Here is a 15,286-nt window from a genome sequence, read left to right on the forward strand (position 1 = left end):
AAGCCCCTTGCACGCGTGGATCGTTCCATCCCCTGATTCCCCGCCTGTCTTTTTATGGCCGGGGAGCGGTACAACCGCTCCCGTGCGCGTACTTACGCGCCCCGGACGGTTTTCGCCGATCTCGCTATCGATGCCCTGTTCCGTTTTCCAGGGGCAGACGAGGTCTTCATTAAATCCGCGGAGCGATGCTACATCGCGCGCGGCCGCACCATGATCGTGCAAGTGACCCGTGTGGTGGTTCCTGTGGCGGACGAAAACATGACGCCCACCCTTTGGGATATGCTGATCTCGGACGGCCAGTAGTCGCGATCGTTAATGCTTGTCTGTCGATCGTTTCGATGCGCCCAGCCATCTTGAAGGAGAACCGGTGCCATGACATACGCGGATCAATAACGCGCTCGGCAAAACGTAAACGGGCAGCTATCTCGGCCAGGAATTCTGCCCGCTAGTGAGAAAAACACCGAACCCTCCCTCATATCCACGCGCCCGCCAGTTGGTATAGCTCTGGACGAGACATTGCAGTCCCATCGCGCCACAGAGCAGGATCGTTTCCAGGCTCGGCAAACCGATCAGCGACCACCGGCCGAGAACTATATGGCCGAGCCACCAGATCCACGTGCCCATACTCAGCAGCATGAAAATCAGGGCCTGACGCCGAGAGCCGCGCCGTAGTGGGAGGGCTTCTTCCCTCGTGGCGTCCAGGGTTCCTTCCTGCTCGGGCGCTGCTTGGTGTGTTATCCCTGAAATGTCCTTCAACAGACGGCGCGCTTCGCGCAATCTGTTCACCGGCCCCAAAAGAGGTGCTGTCATCGGGCGCAGCACCATGAAAGCGATAGTGGCGCGGGCAAAGCCCCATAGACCAGGCTTCACGAGGCGATCGCCTTGAGGAAGGCTTCAAGATCGTCGGACAAACCAGCCTGGGCGTGGGCTTGTCCGTCATGACTGCGCCAGACGAGTGTCGGCGTTCCACGGATCGAAATGGCGTGAGCCGCTGACATGTTCAAAGCCAGCTGGGCTGGGGCCGTAGGGTCTGTCTCAGCGTTTTCCGGCAGCTTGCCGCCTTCCATGACACTACGCCAGGCTGTGTCCATTCCTGTGCGGCCAGCCGCAATGAGGGCGTCGGCAGCTGGCGTGCTCCGATTGCCGTTTTCGTAATCGTTGATCGCGATCGGTACCAGAGCGAGCTGGACACGGCCCGCGTCAACGGCACCTTGCAACGTTTTCATGGCCTGTTGCGAATAAGGACATAGCGGGTCGATGACCATATAGACCCGTGGCGCGCCGTCCCTTCCGACCAGGCCATAATCGGCCGCTTCAAGGCGAGCAACAGGATCGACCGGCGCCGGATCGGCGCTGCCCACGGCATTCGCCTGATTCGACTTACGGGGTGGCGTCCATGTCACAGTAGGAATGACGCCCGGAATTTTCTCGACCTGATTGCGGGTCACGTTGCGGCCCGTCTCATCCCACATCACGCCGCCTATTTCTGCCCTGCCGTCGGGCGCGAGATAGAACACGCGAAACTGCTTCCCGCTTTGCGCAAACACCCCTTGCATGCCGTGTGAAATGCCGAGATCGCGTAGCAGCGCCCCGTGACTTGCAAGCCTCTGCAAGGCTGGGCTAGACGCGATCGCTTCAGCCGAAAGGATTGGCGGGAGGGAACCTTCCGCGGAGGGAAGATGCGCAAGCGAAGGTGGTGTCGGGCATTGCTGCGCCAGGGCAGGCAATGGCGTCAGCAAAGCAAACAGGCTCAGTATTTTCGGGACGTGCATGGGGTGATCCTCCTGGGAACACTATCCTCCATGACGATGTGAGTGCGACAACGCACCCATCGTTCGCACTCACATCGCAAGGCGCTAGGATCGGGTCGTCAACCACTGATGGAGACGACACGATGATTCGACGCTCGCTTGGCCTCGCAGGCGCTGCCCTCGCCACAATGATGGGAGCAGCCGCCCATGCCCAGACTTTCACGCCCGAGCAACTCGACCGCATGGCGCAGGAACGCCAGAAAGAGATCGGACCGCGCGACTGGGGCCCGCCGCCTCCGGTGACGCATGAATCATACGTCAAACGCTCCCTGCCTGTGCCGGTAGAATGTCGCAGTCCAAAAAAGGACTTTGAACCGCTCTTCGCCGAGCCCGACCGAAACGCAGAACGGGTCGGAGTGGCGGCACCTCAGATGGCAGTGACCACCGTTGTCTCACATGGTTGGCGTCAGGTGCTTCGTGTCGGTTCGAGCTATGCCTGGATCCCGGAAGCGGATGTCATGCCTTATCGGCCGCTCGTCAAAGGCAATACGACGCGCTGCGTTGTCGCAGGCGAGGCCGCCAATGGCATGGTTCTTTTCGATCATCCTGCGAAGTGACGATCATGGATGGCAGACGGAGTATGATACGGACCGGCCGCCTGATGCTGGCAGGCGTGTTCATGCCGTCTGTCTGTCTGGCCGTTCCGCCCCAGATCGTTCCGGAAGTGGGAGAGCTCGGCACGCCAAGCTTCTCCTTCCCCGGCAGTGCGTCCGCGCAAGGCGCAACGAGCACTGCCGCGACATCCAGCTACAGCGGCGCCTGGGGCACAGGAAACGCCTATAGCACGATGCTCGCGCAAAGCTACGGCGCGGCCGCTGTCGCAGCCGCCCAGGCGCAGGGCATCAATCCAGATACCCTTGCCGCTTTCGGCCAGATCGAGAGCCATTTTTCCAATGTCGGTAACGCGACGTCCAGCGCAAGCGGTGTATGGCAGGTCACGGATGGCACATGGAACGAATATGCCTCCAGACTCGGCCTGTCGGATGCCGACCGCACAGACCCTGCCGTGCAGGCCAAGGTTGCAAGCGCCATCATCGACGATTACGCGAGTTCCATCAGCAAGACGACGGGAGCGGCTGCGACAGGCACACAGGTCTATGGTGCCTATATGTTCGGCACGAAGGCTGGCTCCGAGATTGCAGCCGCGAAAGACTCGCAGACGCCATTGAGCCAGTTTGTCTCCAGCACTGCTCTGGCCGCAAATAACATGACCGGCTGGACCGTCGGGCAATATTACAACACCGTCGCACAGCGCATGGGCTCCGGGGCCTCGGAGGCGGTCACGAATGGTTAGCTCCCCTCTTTCCCGCAAGATGGTTGATGACGCGCCACAAAGTGCCGCAGCGGCAACGCCACCAACCTATCGGTCCTTCGCCACTGGCAACATTGTCGCCTGCCGGGTCAATATGGAATGTCGCCCGCATCCTGCAGGGAGCGGACTGGCTCGAGCCGCGTCAAAGCGCGTACCGAAACACGAAAAAGGGACGGCGGGCCGCCATGCTCGCAAATCCCCTCCGGCGATTCTCGCGGGGAGCGGATTGTGTGTTGCCTTGATTTGCGCCTTTGCAGACGGCTTTCTTACCGCCGATCAGGCGCAGCCGCTATTCGCCTGGATGCGCCTGCACCAGCCCGTGGCTCTGGGGACAGGAATGCTCTCTTATCTGACCAGCCATTGGCCTGCGTCGCAATTCCACTGGGCGCCGCCTGTCTGGATTGGCTTTGGTCTGGTGACGGCACTGGCTGGAAAAGGCGCTCTGCTTCCCGCGCAACGCGTCGCCCAATTGGCCGGGAAGCATGCTGTGTTGACGTTGCGTTTTCTCTTACTGGTCGTTGGAGTTGCAGGTGCCGTTGCGCTGGTTTCAAGTGGCGGTACGACTGCTTTTCCCACGGCACGTCACGCACTCACATCGATGACACGTACAATCACTTTGCCAGCGACATCGCTGGGAGAATGAGGATACGAACGATGCCACACGCCTTACCCGGATTCAGCCGCCTCGCAGCCGGCACCTTTGTGCTGTCAGTATTCGCGGCAATTGTGCCTCCCACGCTTGCAGAGCCGCATCTCCCGCTCGCGCCCTGCGAGAAAACGGCACCGAAAATCACGGGCCCCGCCTGGATTCACATGACTCTGCGGGCAGAGAAGCTGGTGTCATTGCGCAGCGGCGGTCTGAAAAATGCGCCTGTTCAGCTGCCAACGACAGATGTTGTGGCATTTAACGGCTATCTGCCAGCGGATGGCTCAGACATCTCCATCGAGGGTGGGCGCGAGACTGCTTATGTGGCAGCAGTGACCCTCTCGAACCTCGACGGGAAGCGCTCAGAGACCTCCGTCCAGCCGGGATCTGCTTTCACGGGTGTCACCGGAACATTCCATGCGCTGCCAGACAAGGATGGCAATATCGTCGTCACCGGCGATGTTCGTCTCGCCGACGATCTCGCAATCGCCAAGGCGAAAGTTGGCAACCTTTCTTTCGAAGAACCGCGCTTCAAGGATGTGCGCTTCCAGCCTTCGGTGACGGTCGCAGGGCTCCATTGCGTGGCACCCATGCATGAGCGGACCGGAAACGTCAGATCAGACAACCAGCAAGCGGGATCGATGGTCGGCGTCACCATTCTTGCCGAGCGCACACAGTAACGCGCCCCGAAGCCGCGTAATCACAAGCCACAGAAGTTCGACCTCGGAACGAAGGACAATGAGATAATGGCCCTGAGACAATATCAGCAGTCCAAACGCCCTCGCTATGTAACGGCGCTCTCCCTCATTGCGGGGGTCAGTACGCTGACTGCATTTGCGGCACCGTCTATCGCTGCCCCGTCCGATGTCCCGGCTCTCGTCGTTGTAGCCAGCGACCAGCTTGCAGTTGAGAAAGAGACCCTCAGCACGATGCAGCAGATCCTCGCGCTTTTGCAAAAGCAGGGGAGCGAGGCAGCCCAGGCGTCGAAGGAAAAAGCTGCCCTGCAGGACGCAATCAGGCAGGCGGAAAATATGAACGCCGAGCGAACCGCGGTTGTCCAGCACAAGGAAGCGCTGGGCGGGAGTGAGCCTTCCCGCCATCAGCCTTGATCCCCCAAACACTATAAGGCGGATCGATTCACGAAGCTCTTTGCATGAGGGCGCATCAGAAAGCACCGGGCCAATGGCGACCCTCAACCTTAACGCGATTACCCGGGAGGAGGTCTGGATGTCTCACGATTCATGCGGATGCCAGGGCAAGATCAGATTTTTGTCCCTCACACGTGCCGAGGACGCGGCGCGCTCGATGCGCAAACGGGGCAAGGGCGCAGTCGGTGCCTATGAATGTAACCGCTGCGGTTTCTTCCACGTGGGTGCCCGATCGTTGGACGCCCGCGCCTATACCCGCACGCTCCATGGGCGCCCTTCGCCCCGATGCGTGCAGATCCAGTCAGGAGGTCTCGACCAGTGAATGAAGATAATGCCAGCGCGGCAATCAGCAATGTCGTCACCATCCAGGGAGAGGTACGCTGGATTGCACCAGAAGTGCAGGGAACACCCGGTCACTTCTGTGACCCGGTAAGCGGGTGGCGGTCAGATGATCCCTGCCACGCCGTTCATGAGGCGCTGGCCTCCACAACGTTCAAGATCCTCTACGACACGTTCCAGGCAGGCACTCATCTGACCACCCCGCCGTCTGACGACACCCAGCAATCCTGATCGAAACAAGAGATGTTCGGGACAGGCGTGTTCAGCCCTGTGCTCCCGAAAAGGTCCGGAGACACTATTTTATGGATATGTCATTCGACATGATCGAAGCGGTAGCCAGCCGGGCGCGCCAGGCGGCCGACCCTGATTCCAATGTCGGCGGCATCGCTGTCGATCGTCTGCGCAGCGTGATCGAGCGCGTCGAACGCCTCGAGGAAGAACGCAAGGCGCTCGCCGGCGACATCAAGGACATCTTCACAGAAGCCAAGTCCGCAGGATTCGACGTTCATACGATCAAGAACATCATCAAGCTGCGCAAAAAGGAGCCGAGCGAGATCGAGGAGCAGGAGACGCTGCTCGACATCTACCGACGTGCGCTCGGCATGTGAGGCGCTGCGTCGTGGATGGTCTCGTCATAATATCCGGCCTTGAAGTGCAGATATCGCCCAGTACTGGACTTATCAGGGCTCTGCCGGATGCTGCCAAGTTCCCGGAGTTGAACGGAAAATTTCGTTCCCTGCACGTTTCCGACTTGTTCGGCGAAACGATCTGCCGCAATTTCGTCGGTTACTGCCACCGGACCATTCTGGGCCGTCTGGCGAGTCGAGGAAAAGAACCACCATGACCTGACCCCCAGACGCCAAAAACCCCGCCTCCCCCGATTTACCAGATCGGAAGAGCCAGGGTTCATGACAGATCGGAGATCTGGATAGAGGCCTGAAGGAATTAAGGCCCCCATCTAGCGATGCTCCCACCCGAAACGCAAGAGGTTTTTTGCGAACGGGAGAGATTTGTCTGAACGACCAGCCGGGAAGCGGTTCACGCAACCACTTTTCGATGGATGTTGAACCATGGAGTTCACCCCTCCCTTTGCAGGGCAGGACGGGTCGTATCGGCCCGGACGGCGGCGGCTGAGTGCGGCCATGCTGGAAGCCGAGGCCGAGTTGACACAGGCGCCTGCCGACTATCCGGCGCGTCGCGAGGTCCTCGGGCTGCTCAAATCGCTGCGTGGCGCCCTGCCTGTATCGGCGGCGGCCGCCAATACGCTGATCGTGATGATCGAGCACACCAGGGCGGAAGACTGGACGGCGATGGAGACGCCTTTCGTCTACGCCCATAACGAGACGCTTCTGAACTGGACCGGGGTGTCGCTCGCAACGCTGCGACGTCATATCCGTGAGCTTGCCGATGCCCGGTTTCTGGTGGCCCAGGACGGCCGCAACGGACAGCGCGGGAAAAGGTGGCAGGGGACAGGGTCCCAGAGGACAGGGTTCAACCTGGCCTCGCTACGGCACCGCTGGGTGGATCTCGTCGCACTCAGCCGCTCGGAGACCCGCCGGCGGGAGGAACTGAGCTTCCTGCGTCAGGAAATCGCCTCGCTCAACGAGCAGGTGCGCCTGCTGTCCGACGCACTCGACCAGCCGATGATCATGGCAGAGGCACGTCGTCTCATGCGTTTGCGTCTGATGACGAGTGAGCCGGCCAAACTGCACGCGCTGCACGGGCAGATGGTTACACATCTCGTGGCCCTCCAAGCCATTCAGGCGCAGCAGGAAACGACTGTGGATAACCTCGCAGCCGCCGCGCCTGAGGCGCCCAATCTGAGACCCATGGGTACGCAAAATGAGACCCACTATACAGATACAAAAAACAATCTATCTCTTAAAAAAGTAGTCTCCGTAGCGGCTTGCAGCCGCAATCGCATTGAAGCAATACGGCGTGAGCCGTTGGATGATCCGGGTGAAAGTCCTCGCCTCGGTCGTGAAAGCGCTCTTCGGGGATTCAAGGGAACTGCTCAGTTCTATCTCGGAATTTGCACAGCTCTTCGCGAGATATGCCCAACAGCAACACCCAGCGCGGAGCAGCTGATCGACGCAGCCGAATATCTGTCAGGTCAGATCGGGGTTTCGTATCACGCCTGGGTGCAGGGATGTGGCGTTCTCGGTCGGCTCCAGGCGGCGATTGCCGTGATCATCATGGCCTCGCGCCTTGAGCGACAGGCCGTAATCCATGCCCGTGACGCCTATTTCAGAGCCCTTGTGGAGCGGGGAGCTCAGAACGCCTTGTTCCTTGACCGGAGCCTCTACGCACTGCGCGATGTTCGCAACCGGGAGGAATTGGCCATAGGTGCCTTGGCAGAAACAAGGGGGCCTGCCGATATGGGATCGACGACCATCCAGGGCGGGCGACACTGATCGGATAGCTGAGGAACTATGGTGATTTACGTCGTGTTCGCGAGGGCAAAAAATGAGTGATCTGGTTTTGTCGAGACGGGAATGTGTCTGGCTGCGGCAGAGGTTCCAGCGCGAAACGCCTGGTTCGGTTAGGCTTGATGAGGGTTTCCTTCTTCCGGGCTGGTATGGCTCGTGCAAGAAGGATCGTTATGTCCCGGCCGCACTCCAGACAATGATCGAGCGTGGATTGGCGACGACCTCGCAGCACTCCGAGGAGGATCCCCGGTTCTACTTCACCAGTCTGGGTATAGACGCTATTCGAACTGCTTTTGGGCATCCTAAGGGATTGAAGCGCGAAGAATGTCCCGCTCTTGCGCAGGCCGTCGGCCGAGCGACGAGGCGCGCGATTATTCGTTGAGCAGGTAATCAGTCCTCTGTCTGGTCGTCTTCAGGCGTGGACTCAGATGAGGATCTGGCGATGCGTCGCGTCCGTTTGCGAATCTCGGCGTCGATTGCGCTACGGATCATCGCATTGCGGTTCTCACCGATCTCCAGGACTGAATCGATGAGGGCCTTAGCCCCTTCGGGAAGGGTAAGGAGCAGTCTTTCGTCCCAGTTTTTTTTTCTGCCCATGCACAGCGGTTAACTCACAGCGAGCCAATCGTCAAACATTTTTCATATATATGGGATTGACCTGAACCGTATATACGATATGTTTTGATACAGTTTCTCACCTGGAGTTGATCCCAATGGGATTTTCACGCGCTCTCGCCCCTCTCGCCCTTATTTCGTCCTGCGCTCTGACAGCCTGCGGAAGCTCGATGCCCGCGCCTGAGCCCGTTCTTCTGAGCCAGTTCAATGCGAACACGGACCGCTTCGATATCGTAAGCACACTTGGGCGCGCGGAAGGCACCATTCAGAAAAATGGTCGGCCCTGCGATATCTACCGCATCTATACGTCCGGTCTGACGTCTGGCGGTCGCGCAGCCATGAAGGCGGGAGAGGTTCTGACGAGTATCGCTACGGCCGGTCTTGCACAGGTGTTCTGGGCACCGATCAAGGCTGGAACACGTCCCCAACTTCATACATGTTTGTTCTGCTACGGTCGTACGGACAAGCTTGTCGATATCTATGATACCGATCCGACAAGCACGCATGAGCAGGATCATATGATCCTCAATAAGGCGGCTTATAGTGAGCCTGTTGTTTTGTCCGCGCCGACCGGTCCCGTTCAGGCAACGACATCGCTGGTTCCCGGCGCAGCTCCAGCCGCGTCTGCATCGGTCGTAACCGACGCACCCGTCGTCACGGCCCCCGGGGCCGTTGTGATCCAGGAGAAATCCGTGGCGCCGCTGCCCCCTGCAGAATCAGGGACGATCAGCCTCGATTCAGTCTCCCGCGAAGCGACAGATGGAAGGAAGACGATCTCGACCGGCAAGGCCGCGATCGCGCCCGATGCCTCTTCGGATGATCTGAACAATATCAGCGCGACCAAGGCGGCCACTGCGAACGCCGTTCTGAAATCCGGCACCGCCAGCCCCTGAGGCTGGCTCGTATCAGGCCATTATCACTCACTTCGATTATGTAACGTTCCGCTCAAGCGTGCTACAAAACATTGCGACGTACTCACGCGTCGCCTGAGGAGTTACGATGAAATCCTTTTTCTTTCCGCGCATTATCGGTGCCTCTGCCTTCCTCCTGGCTTTGACAGCATGCAGTGGCCTCGATGCCGTCTCCAATCACGGACAACTCGACGTGCATACGCATATGTCGGAAACCGTGTTCCTCGATCCGGTCCCGCAGAACCAGAAGACGGTCTATCTCGGTATCCGCAACACGTCCGATTACCCTGAGCTGGATATCCGCAGCGCACTCGCTTCTGCCCTGCAGCAGCGCGGCTACACGATCATGCCCGATGCCATGGGGGCTCATTACCTTCTGCAGGCCAATGTTCTTCAGGCCGGCAAGCTGACCAAGGAACAGTCCTCGGCGCTGCTTTCTTCGAATTACGGTCAGCCTTTGCAGTCGCTCGCAATCGGTGCGGCTTCGGGCGGCCTGGTCGGCGGTCTCACCGGCAATGCCGGCGCAGGGCTGGGTGTCGGGCTTGGCCTTGCCGCAGCCTCAGCGCTTGTGAACTACGCCTATCAGGACGTGACCTATGCGATCACGGTCGACATCCAGCTTTCGGAACGACCGGCGAACGGGGGCAAGGTGCGTCAGCACACGCATACGCATCACGGCTCGGGAAGCTCGCGCCTGTCGGGCGGTGTAACGGACTCCACTGCGCAGACCTATGGCGCGAGCTCGTCGGGTGACAGCAACGCGAATGTGCGCGTCCAGGACATCGACGAGACTTCCGACTTCAAGAAGTATACGCTGCGCGACGTGGCTTATGCGGACAAGGTCAACCTCAAGCTCGAGGAAGCGATGCCGGTTCTGACACAGCGCCTTGCTGTATCGTTTGCCAATCTCTTTGAGTGAGACCCCTCGGTCGATTATGCCCAGGGCCATGCTTACCTCATGGATCAGCGGCAGGGAGAAACGGTTTCCCTGCCGCAGGATAAGGTCACAGACCCGCCCTGCGCGGCAAACCCAGTCCGATCTTTTGATGCTGGTCGCGCTTCCATGCCTCCTGACAGTGTGGGGTGGGAGCCGAGAGCGCGAAGCGATCGGCCCGAAACGCCGGAATAATAGCCGGATATTGCGCGCTATTCGTTCATTGCCGGCACGTCGCCGATCTCACCAAGAAACTCAGGCTCGCTGTAATCACCGGCTTCAGGGTCGGCCGTAACGCACACAAGATGCGCGCCGGCGAACATCGTCCCTCCCGCACCGATCCGGTCGAGGAGCTGCAGATCATGTGCCGGGTCGCGACATGCGGTCGCAGGGGCTGCTTCAAGCGTGATCTCGCCATCCTTCGAAGTGCGCCACAGATAGGGCTGCAGGATAAACTTCGTCTGGGGGCCGCTCTCATAGGCGGGCTCGCGGTTCTTTCTTGCCATGATTCCTCTCTCCTATCGAAAATTACGAGCCTTGAGGGGCTCGGCCCCCTTCAGCAGATTCGTCCTGTCCTCAGGCTCGCGCATGATGACGTGAATGACCTCCCCCTCTTTCTGCAGCGTGCCATGGCACGCCACGAGATGGGCTGAGATCAACGGCCGCCGCCAGGTCTCACGCACGGACTTCCAGACGATCAGATTGGCGATCCCCGTCTCATCCTCGAGCGTGATGAACATGGTGCCATGTGCCGTGCCGTGTCGCTGACGCATCAGCACAAGCCCCGCAATTGTGATCCGTGCCCTGTCCCGCAAGCCGGCCAGATCGCCGCACCGCGTCATGCCCTCGCGGTCGAAAAGCGGACGCAGGAATGAGACCGGATGCGCCTCTAGGCTCAGCCCCGTCATGCGGTAATCCTCATGCACCGCGTCACGCGCCGGCAGGGCTGGAAGGGTCACATCGGGCTCGATCACCTCAGGCTCGATGAAATTGCGTCCTCGATCGGCCGCTGCAAAAAGCGGCAGAGGTGCTGTATCGCGCCCTTTGACCGCCCAGAGCGCGGCGCGGCGATCGACGCCGAAAGAAGCGAAGGCATTGGCATTGTTTAACGCTTCGAGTGCCTGCAGCGGGATATCGCCGCGACGCCACACATCGTCGATGCTCTCGTAAAGCGGCATGCGTGCCGCGATCAACGCGGCCGCATCCTTGTTTGCCAGACCCCGCACCAGGCGCAGCCCGAGGCGCAAAGCCAATCCCCTGCTTCGGTTTAAGGCGGGTTTTGCCGATCTTTCCCGTGTGCAGTCCCAGCGTGATGCATTGACGCAGATGGGGCGGATCTCGACGCCATGGGCGCGCGCATCCTGAACGATCTGGGCTGGTGCATAAAAGCCCATGGGCTGGAAATTGAGCAGGGCGGCGCAGAACACGTCCGGGTAGTGGCACTTCATCCAGGACGAGGCATAGGCGATGAGTGCAAAGCTCGCCGCATGGCTTTCTGGAAAGCCATAGGACCCAAAACCTTCCAGGCGGGAGAAGGTCTCTTCGGCGAATGCGGCCGTGTAGCCCTTGCGCTGCATGCCGGCGATGAGCTTTTCGCGAAAGGGAGAGACACCGCCCGTCATCTTGAAGGTTGCCATGGCACGCCTGAGCTGGTCGGCCTCGCCCGGTGTTAAGCCTGCGCAATGGATCGCTACCTGCATCGCCTGCTCCTGAAAGAGCGGCACGCCAAGGGTCTTGCCGAGAATGTTCTCGAGTGTGGCTGTCGGGTAGGTCACGGGCTCGATCTTTGCGCGCCTGCGCAGATAGGGATGCACCATATCGCCCTGAATGGGGCCGGGACGCACGATCGCGACCTGGATGACCAGATCATAGAAGGTCGCGGGCTTCATGCGTGGCAGCATGGCCATCTGGGCACGGCTCTTGATCTGGAATGTGCCAAGCGTGTCGGCGCGCTGGATCATCCGGTAGGTCTCAGGATCCTCAGCCGGTACGGAGGCCAGATCCATGCTCAGGCGATAATGCTCATTCATGAGCTCGAAGCCGCGTTGAAGACAGCCCAGCATGCCCAGGCCCAGAACATCGACCTTCATGAAGCAGAGCGCGTCGATATCATCCTTGTCCCAGGTGATGATCTGCCGTCCCTCCATCGCGGCCGGCTGCAGGGGCACGAGCTCATCCAGGCGATCCTGGGTGAGCACGAAACCGCCGGGATGGGTGCCAAGCTGACGCGGAAAGCCGAGAAGCTGGCGCGCCATGTGCAGTGTGAGCGCGAGACGCCGGTCCTTCGGATTGAGGCCGGCTTCTATCAGACGCTCGTGGCAGATCTGCGGATCGTCCAGACAGGACGCGATATGGCGCGAAAGCTGGCCGGTCACGTCATCGGGCAGGCCAAGCACCTTGCCGACTTCGCGCAGGGCGCCTTTGGGCTGAAAGCGCTGGACCGTTGCGCAGAGCGCGGCCCTATGCCGACCGTAATGGCTGTAGATCCACTGAATGATCTCTTCGCGGCGATCGCTCTCGAAATCGACATCGATATCGGGCGGTTCCTTGCGGTCTTCGGAGACGAACCGCTCGAAAAGCAGGCCGGAGCGGACAGGATCGATGCTGGTGATCCGCAGCACATAACAGATCGCCGAATTGGCGGCCGAGCCACGACCCTGACAGGCTATGCCCAGCGAGCGGGCATGCTGGACGATCGTGTTCACCGTCAGGAAGTAGGGCGCATAGCCCAGCCGCTCGATCAGGGTGAGCTCGTGTCTGATCTGGTCGCGGGCTGTTTCGGGTGTGCCGGCCGGATAGCGACGGGGCAGGGCGCTCTGCACCAGACGCGCAAGGGTCTCCTGAGGGCTTTCTCTCTCGATCGTCGCCTCACTCGGATACTGGTAGCGCAGATCGTCCAGCGAAAAGCGGCACAGAGCGGCGATGCGGATCTGGTTTGTCAGGGCCTCAGGGAAGGCAGCGAACAGAGTGCGTTGCTCGTCCGGGCCGCGCAGGACGAGATCCGGACAGGCCATGCGCTCGGGGCCAAGCGCATCGAGGGTGGTGTTCGTGTGAATGGCGCTCAGCACATCGAGCAGGAGATGACGCTTCGGATCGTGCAGCCGGACATCGCCGGTCATGACGGTCGCGATCCCCATTTGCGCCCCCAGGGCCTGCAAGCCATGCAGCCGGCGCCAGGCATAGGCCTCGCGCCTATAGACGAGACCGAGATAGCGTCTGTTGCGGTCGGGCGAGATGGCGCAGAGTGCTTCGATCTGCAGGCGTGTCGTCTCCATCGCGATCCCGGGCTGCAGGATCAGGACGAGGTGATCGGCCGCCTGTTTCAGATCCGACCAGTCGAGCGCGAAGACCCCGCGTTCTCCCCGGTGATGGCCGAGTGTGAGCAGCTTGCACAGCCAGCCCCAACCGGTGCGGTTGATCGGATAGGCGAGCAGCACGCTGCCATCCGACAGGGTAAGGCGTGTTCCCGGTATCAGCCGGATTCCGACTTCTTTCGCTGCCCGATGCGCCCGGACCACACCCGATATACCGTGCCAGTCGGCAAGACCGATCGTCTCGAAGCCGAGATGCGCGGCCTAGGCAATCATCTCCTCAGGCAAACTTGCGCCCTGCAGGAAAGAGAAGGCCGAGAGCGTCCCCAGCTCGACGATCGGGGTCTGGGTCATGACCGGTCCTTGTCCTCGATCCGGCGATGCGGATGAGGGTGCCGGCTGCTATCGGGCGCACCGGGCGCGGGGCGACGCAAGAGCACGAAGCCGCAGCGCAGCAGATGCGCGACCAGGCGCTCGGCGACCAGTCGGGCCATGAACTCATCGGCGTCATGGACACGCCGCCTGCCGTCATAGCGCAACCCATGCTGCAGGGCGTCGGCAAGCTCTTCGGGACGGGCGTTCAGCAGGGGATCGACAGGTTGGGTCATCAGAACAGCCCCTGCAGATGCCACTGGCCCGAACCGGTCCAGTCATGGACGCCATCTCCCAGGCGATAGAGCCACAGGCGCTGTCCTTTCTCCGTCTCGATCGTCCAGTAATCGCGCGTGGTCCCGAATGCGGCCGGATCCTGCCACCAGGCGCCGGCAATCCGCTCCGGCCCCTCGGCACAGACGATACGATGCAGCATACGGCCGAGCCGGAACTGACGTGGCGCTCCATCGGGGAGGAGGGCTGTTACCTCGATCGGGATGGCGCGATCGAGCAGAACGACCGGGCGGGGAGCAATGTCCATTTGGCGCTCCCGTTCGTCAGGTCCCTGCAGGCTGAGATACCGTGATTCTTCAGGCCAGGCGGCATCGATCCGATGCAGCCGCGCGAGGGAGATCAGGCCCGGCGCATTGGCCAGACGATCGAGCAGCGTTGCCGGCCAGGTGCTGTGTGTTTCCCCATAACCGGGCAGGGCGGTCTCGTGCTGGCGGATGGGCGCGGATTGCACGATGACGAGCTGCACCGCCTCGATGCCAAACCCCGGCTCGATCTGCGGAATCTGGTCGCAGAGCAGACGGATCAGACGGGCGGGATCGCAGGTGGCGTCGGACGTGCCCACGCGCACTGCCTGGATCGTGTTATCGACACGCGTACAGAGGAAATCGACGAGCCTTGCGCCTTCTCCACGCTCGAGGAGCTGCGCACAGATCCCGGGCACGAGGGCCTCGATCACCGTCACTATCGCTTCTGCGGTGCCGATCGGCTCGAACAGGGAGCGGGCGCATTGCACCCCGCTGCGCTCCTGCACGAATGACAGGGGCATGGGTCGCAAGCCGGCAGCCTGATCGAGGCAGTCGAGAAAGGTGCTCCCGAAGCGCTTGGCCAGGGGGGCGCGTGGCAGATCGAAGCAGGCTCCGATCGTCTCCAGGCCGAGGCGCTTGAGGCGCAATGCCAGAGCCTCGTCGATCGGCAGAGACGTGCAGGGCAGGGCGCGCAGGGCTGCCTTATGCGCACCAGGTGCAATAATTGCTGTCTGTCCCGAACGGGCGATCGCGCGCGACGCGGCTGCACTATCGCTGATGCAGGCAAAGGCGTTGTGTCCTCTGTGGATGGCTCCCGTGTTGCAAGAGAAAAATGACACACTGACGTTGATCAGGAGCAGTCTTCTGTCCGGCCTGTTTGCGCAGTCGGTTTTGGACTGCTGGCCCTGATGGGTTCCGC

Annotated in this window: 16 protein-coding genes and 1 pseudogene; 11 read left to right on the plus strand and 6 right to left on the minus strand. The window is 60.8% G+C overall.

The genetic code is table 11. The features are described 5' to 3' along the window. Positions 1-420 precede the first annotated feature (420 nt). Together WFJ47_RS15235 and WFJ47_RS15240 are read right to left on the minus strand one after the other, a co-directional pair. The gene (locus WFJ47_RS15235) at positions 421-870 is read right to left on the minus strand and encodes a hypothetical protein (RefSeq protein ID WP_336764109.1); all 450 of its coding nucleotides are present in this window, start codon (positions 868-870) and stop codon (positions 421-423) included. Then, entirely contained in the window at positions 867-1,772 is a 906-nt protein-coding gene (locus tag WFJ47_RS15240) for a DsbC family protein (RefSeq protein ID WP_336764111.1), read from the minus strand. Before WFJ47_RS15240 ends, WFJ47_RS15235 begins: the two co-directional genes overlap by 4 nt. A 122-nt stretch (positions 1,773-1,894) precedes the next feature. Between WFJ47_RS15240 and WFJ47_RS15245 the strand changes: the two genes are divergently transcribed. The 11 genes from WFJ47_RS15245 (at position 1,895) to WFJ47_RS15295 (ending at position 10,130) form a co-directional block, all read left to right on the plus strand. Beyond that, positions 1,895-2,368, plus strand: coding sequence for a hypothetical protein (locus WFJ47_RS15245; RefSeq protein ID WP_336764113.1), 474 nt, complete (start codon positions 1,895-1,897; stop codon positions 2,366-2,368). Between the two features lie 23 nt (positions 2,369-2,391). Then, positions 2,392-3,105: a transglycosylase SLT domain-containing protein gene (locus WFJ47_RS15250; protein ID WP_336764115.1), complete on the plus strand. Its 714-nt coding sequence runs from the start codon at positions 2,392-2,394 to the stop codon at positions 3,103-3,105. Continuing rightward, positions 3,098-3,766 (plus strand): hypothetical protein, encoded by a 669-nt coding sequence (locus WFJ47_RS15255; protein WP_336764117.1) that lies wholly within the window; start codon positions 3,098-3,100, stop codon positions 3,764-3,766. The genes WFJ47_RS15250 and WFJ47_RS15255 overlap by 8 nt, the downstream gene beginning before the upstream one ends. Positions 3,767-3,777: 11 nt before the next feature. Further along, on the plus strand, positions 3,778-4,449 hold the full coding sequence (locus tag WFJ47_RS15260; RefSeq protein ID WP_336764119.1) for a hypothetical protein: 672 nt from the start codon (positions 3,778-3,780) through the stop codon (positions 4,447-4,449). A 66-nt stretch (positions 4,450-4,515) separates the two neighbouring features. Continuing rightward, entirely contained in the window at positions 4,516-4,878 is a 363-nt protein-coding gene (locus WFJ47_RS15265) for a hypothetical protein (protein ID WP_336764120.1), read from the plus strand. 118 nt (positions 4,879-4,996) lie between these two features. Next, positions 4,997-5,239, plus strand: a complete 243-nt coding sequence (locus WFJ47_RS15270; protein ID WP_336764122.1) for a hypothetical protein — start codon at positions 4,997-4,999, stop codon at positions 5,237-5,239. After that, entirely contained in the window at positions 5,236-5,487 is a 252-nt protein-coding gene (locus WFJ47_RS15275) for a hypothetical protein (RefSeq protein ID WP_336764124.1), read from the plus strand. Before WFJ47_RS15270 ends, WFJ47_RS15275 begins: the two co-directional genes overlap by 4 nt. Before the next feature lie 89 nt (positions 5,488-5,576). Further along, on the plus strand, positions 5,577-5,864 hold the full coding sequence (locus tag WFJ47_RS15280; RefSeq protein ID WP_336764125.1) for a DUF2312 domain-containing protein: 288 nt from the start codon (positions 5,577-5,579) through the stop codon (positions 5,862-5,864). A gap of 462 nt (positions 5,865-6,326) precedes the next feature. Then, positions 6,327-7,670 carry a replication initiation protein RepC gene (repC, locus tag WFJ47_RS15285; RefSeq protein WP_336764126.1) on the plus strand — a complete coding sequence of 448 codons (1,344 nt, stop codon included), beginning with the start codon at positions 6,327-6,329 and terminating at the stop codon, positions 7,668-7,670. Positions 7,671-8,398: 728 nt separating this feature from the next. Continuing rightward, a complete protein-coding gene (locus tag WFJ47_RS15290) occupies positions 8,399-9,193 on the plus strand; it encodes a hypothetical protein (protein WP_336764128.1) in 795 nt (264 codons plus the stop codon). Positions 9,194-9,299: 106 nt separating this feature from the next. Further along, positions 9,300-10,130 (plus strand): complement resistance protein TraT, encoded by an 831-nt coding sequence (locus WFJ47_RS15295; protein WP_336764130.1) that lies wholly within the window; start codon positions 9,300-9,302, stop codon positions 10,128-10,130. 227 nt (positions 10,131-10,357) lie between these two features. Here the strand turns inward: WFJ47_RS15295 and WFJ47_RS15300 are convergent, their stop codons facing one another. The 4 genes and pseudogenes from WFJ47_RS15300 to WFJ47_RS15315 all read right to left on the minus strand — a co-directional run. Next, positions 10,358-10,651 carry a hypothetical protein gene (locus tag WFJ47_RS15300; RefSeq protein ID WP_336764132.1) on the minus strand — a complete coding sequence of 98 codons (294 nt, stop codon included), beginning with the start codon at positions 10,649-10,651 and terminating at the stop codon, positions 10,358-10,360. Positions 10,652-10,663: 12 nt separating this feature from the next. Next, positions 10,664-13,810 (minus strand): annotated as a pseudogene (locus WFJ47_RS15305) (error-prone DNA polymerase). Beyond that, positions 13,807-14,064, minus strand: a complete 258-nt coding sequence (locus WFJ47_RS15310) for a hypothetical protein (protein ID WP_336764134.1) — start codon at positions 14,062-14,064, stop codon at positions 13,807-13,809. The pseudogene WFJ47_RS15305 and the gene WFJ47_RS15310 overlap by 4 nt, the downstream one beginning before the upstream one ends. Further along, the coding region (locus WFJ47_RS15315; protein WP_336764136.1) for a DNA polymerase Y family protein at positions 14,064-15,286 on the minus strand (1,223 nt) is incomplete at its 5' end. The genes WFJ47_RS15310 and WFJ47_RS15315, both read right to left, overlap by 1 nt.

It is taken from the genome of Asaia sp. VD9, from assembly GCF_037150015.1.
Taxonomy (GTDB): Bacteria; Pseudomonadota; Alphaproteobacteria; order Acetobacterales; family Acetobacteraceae; genus Asaia.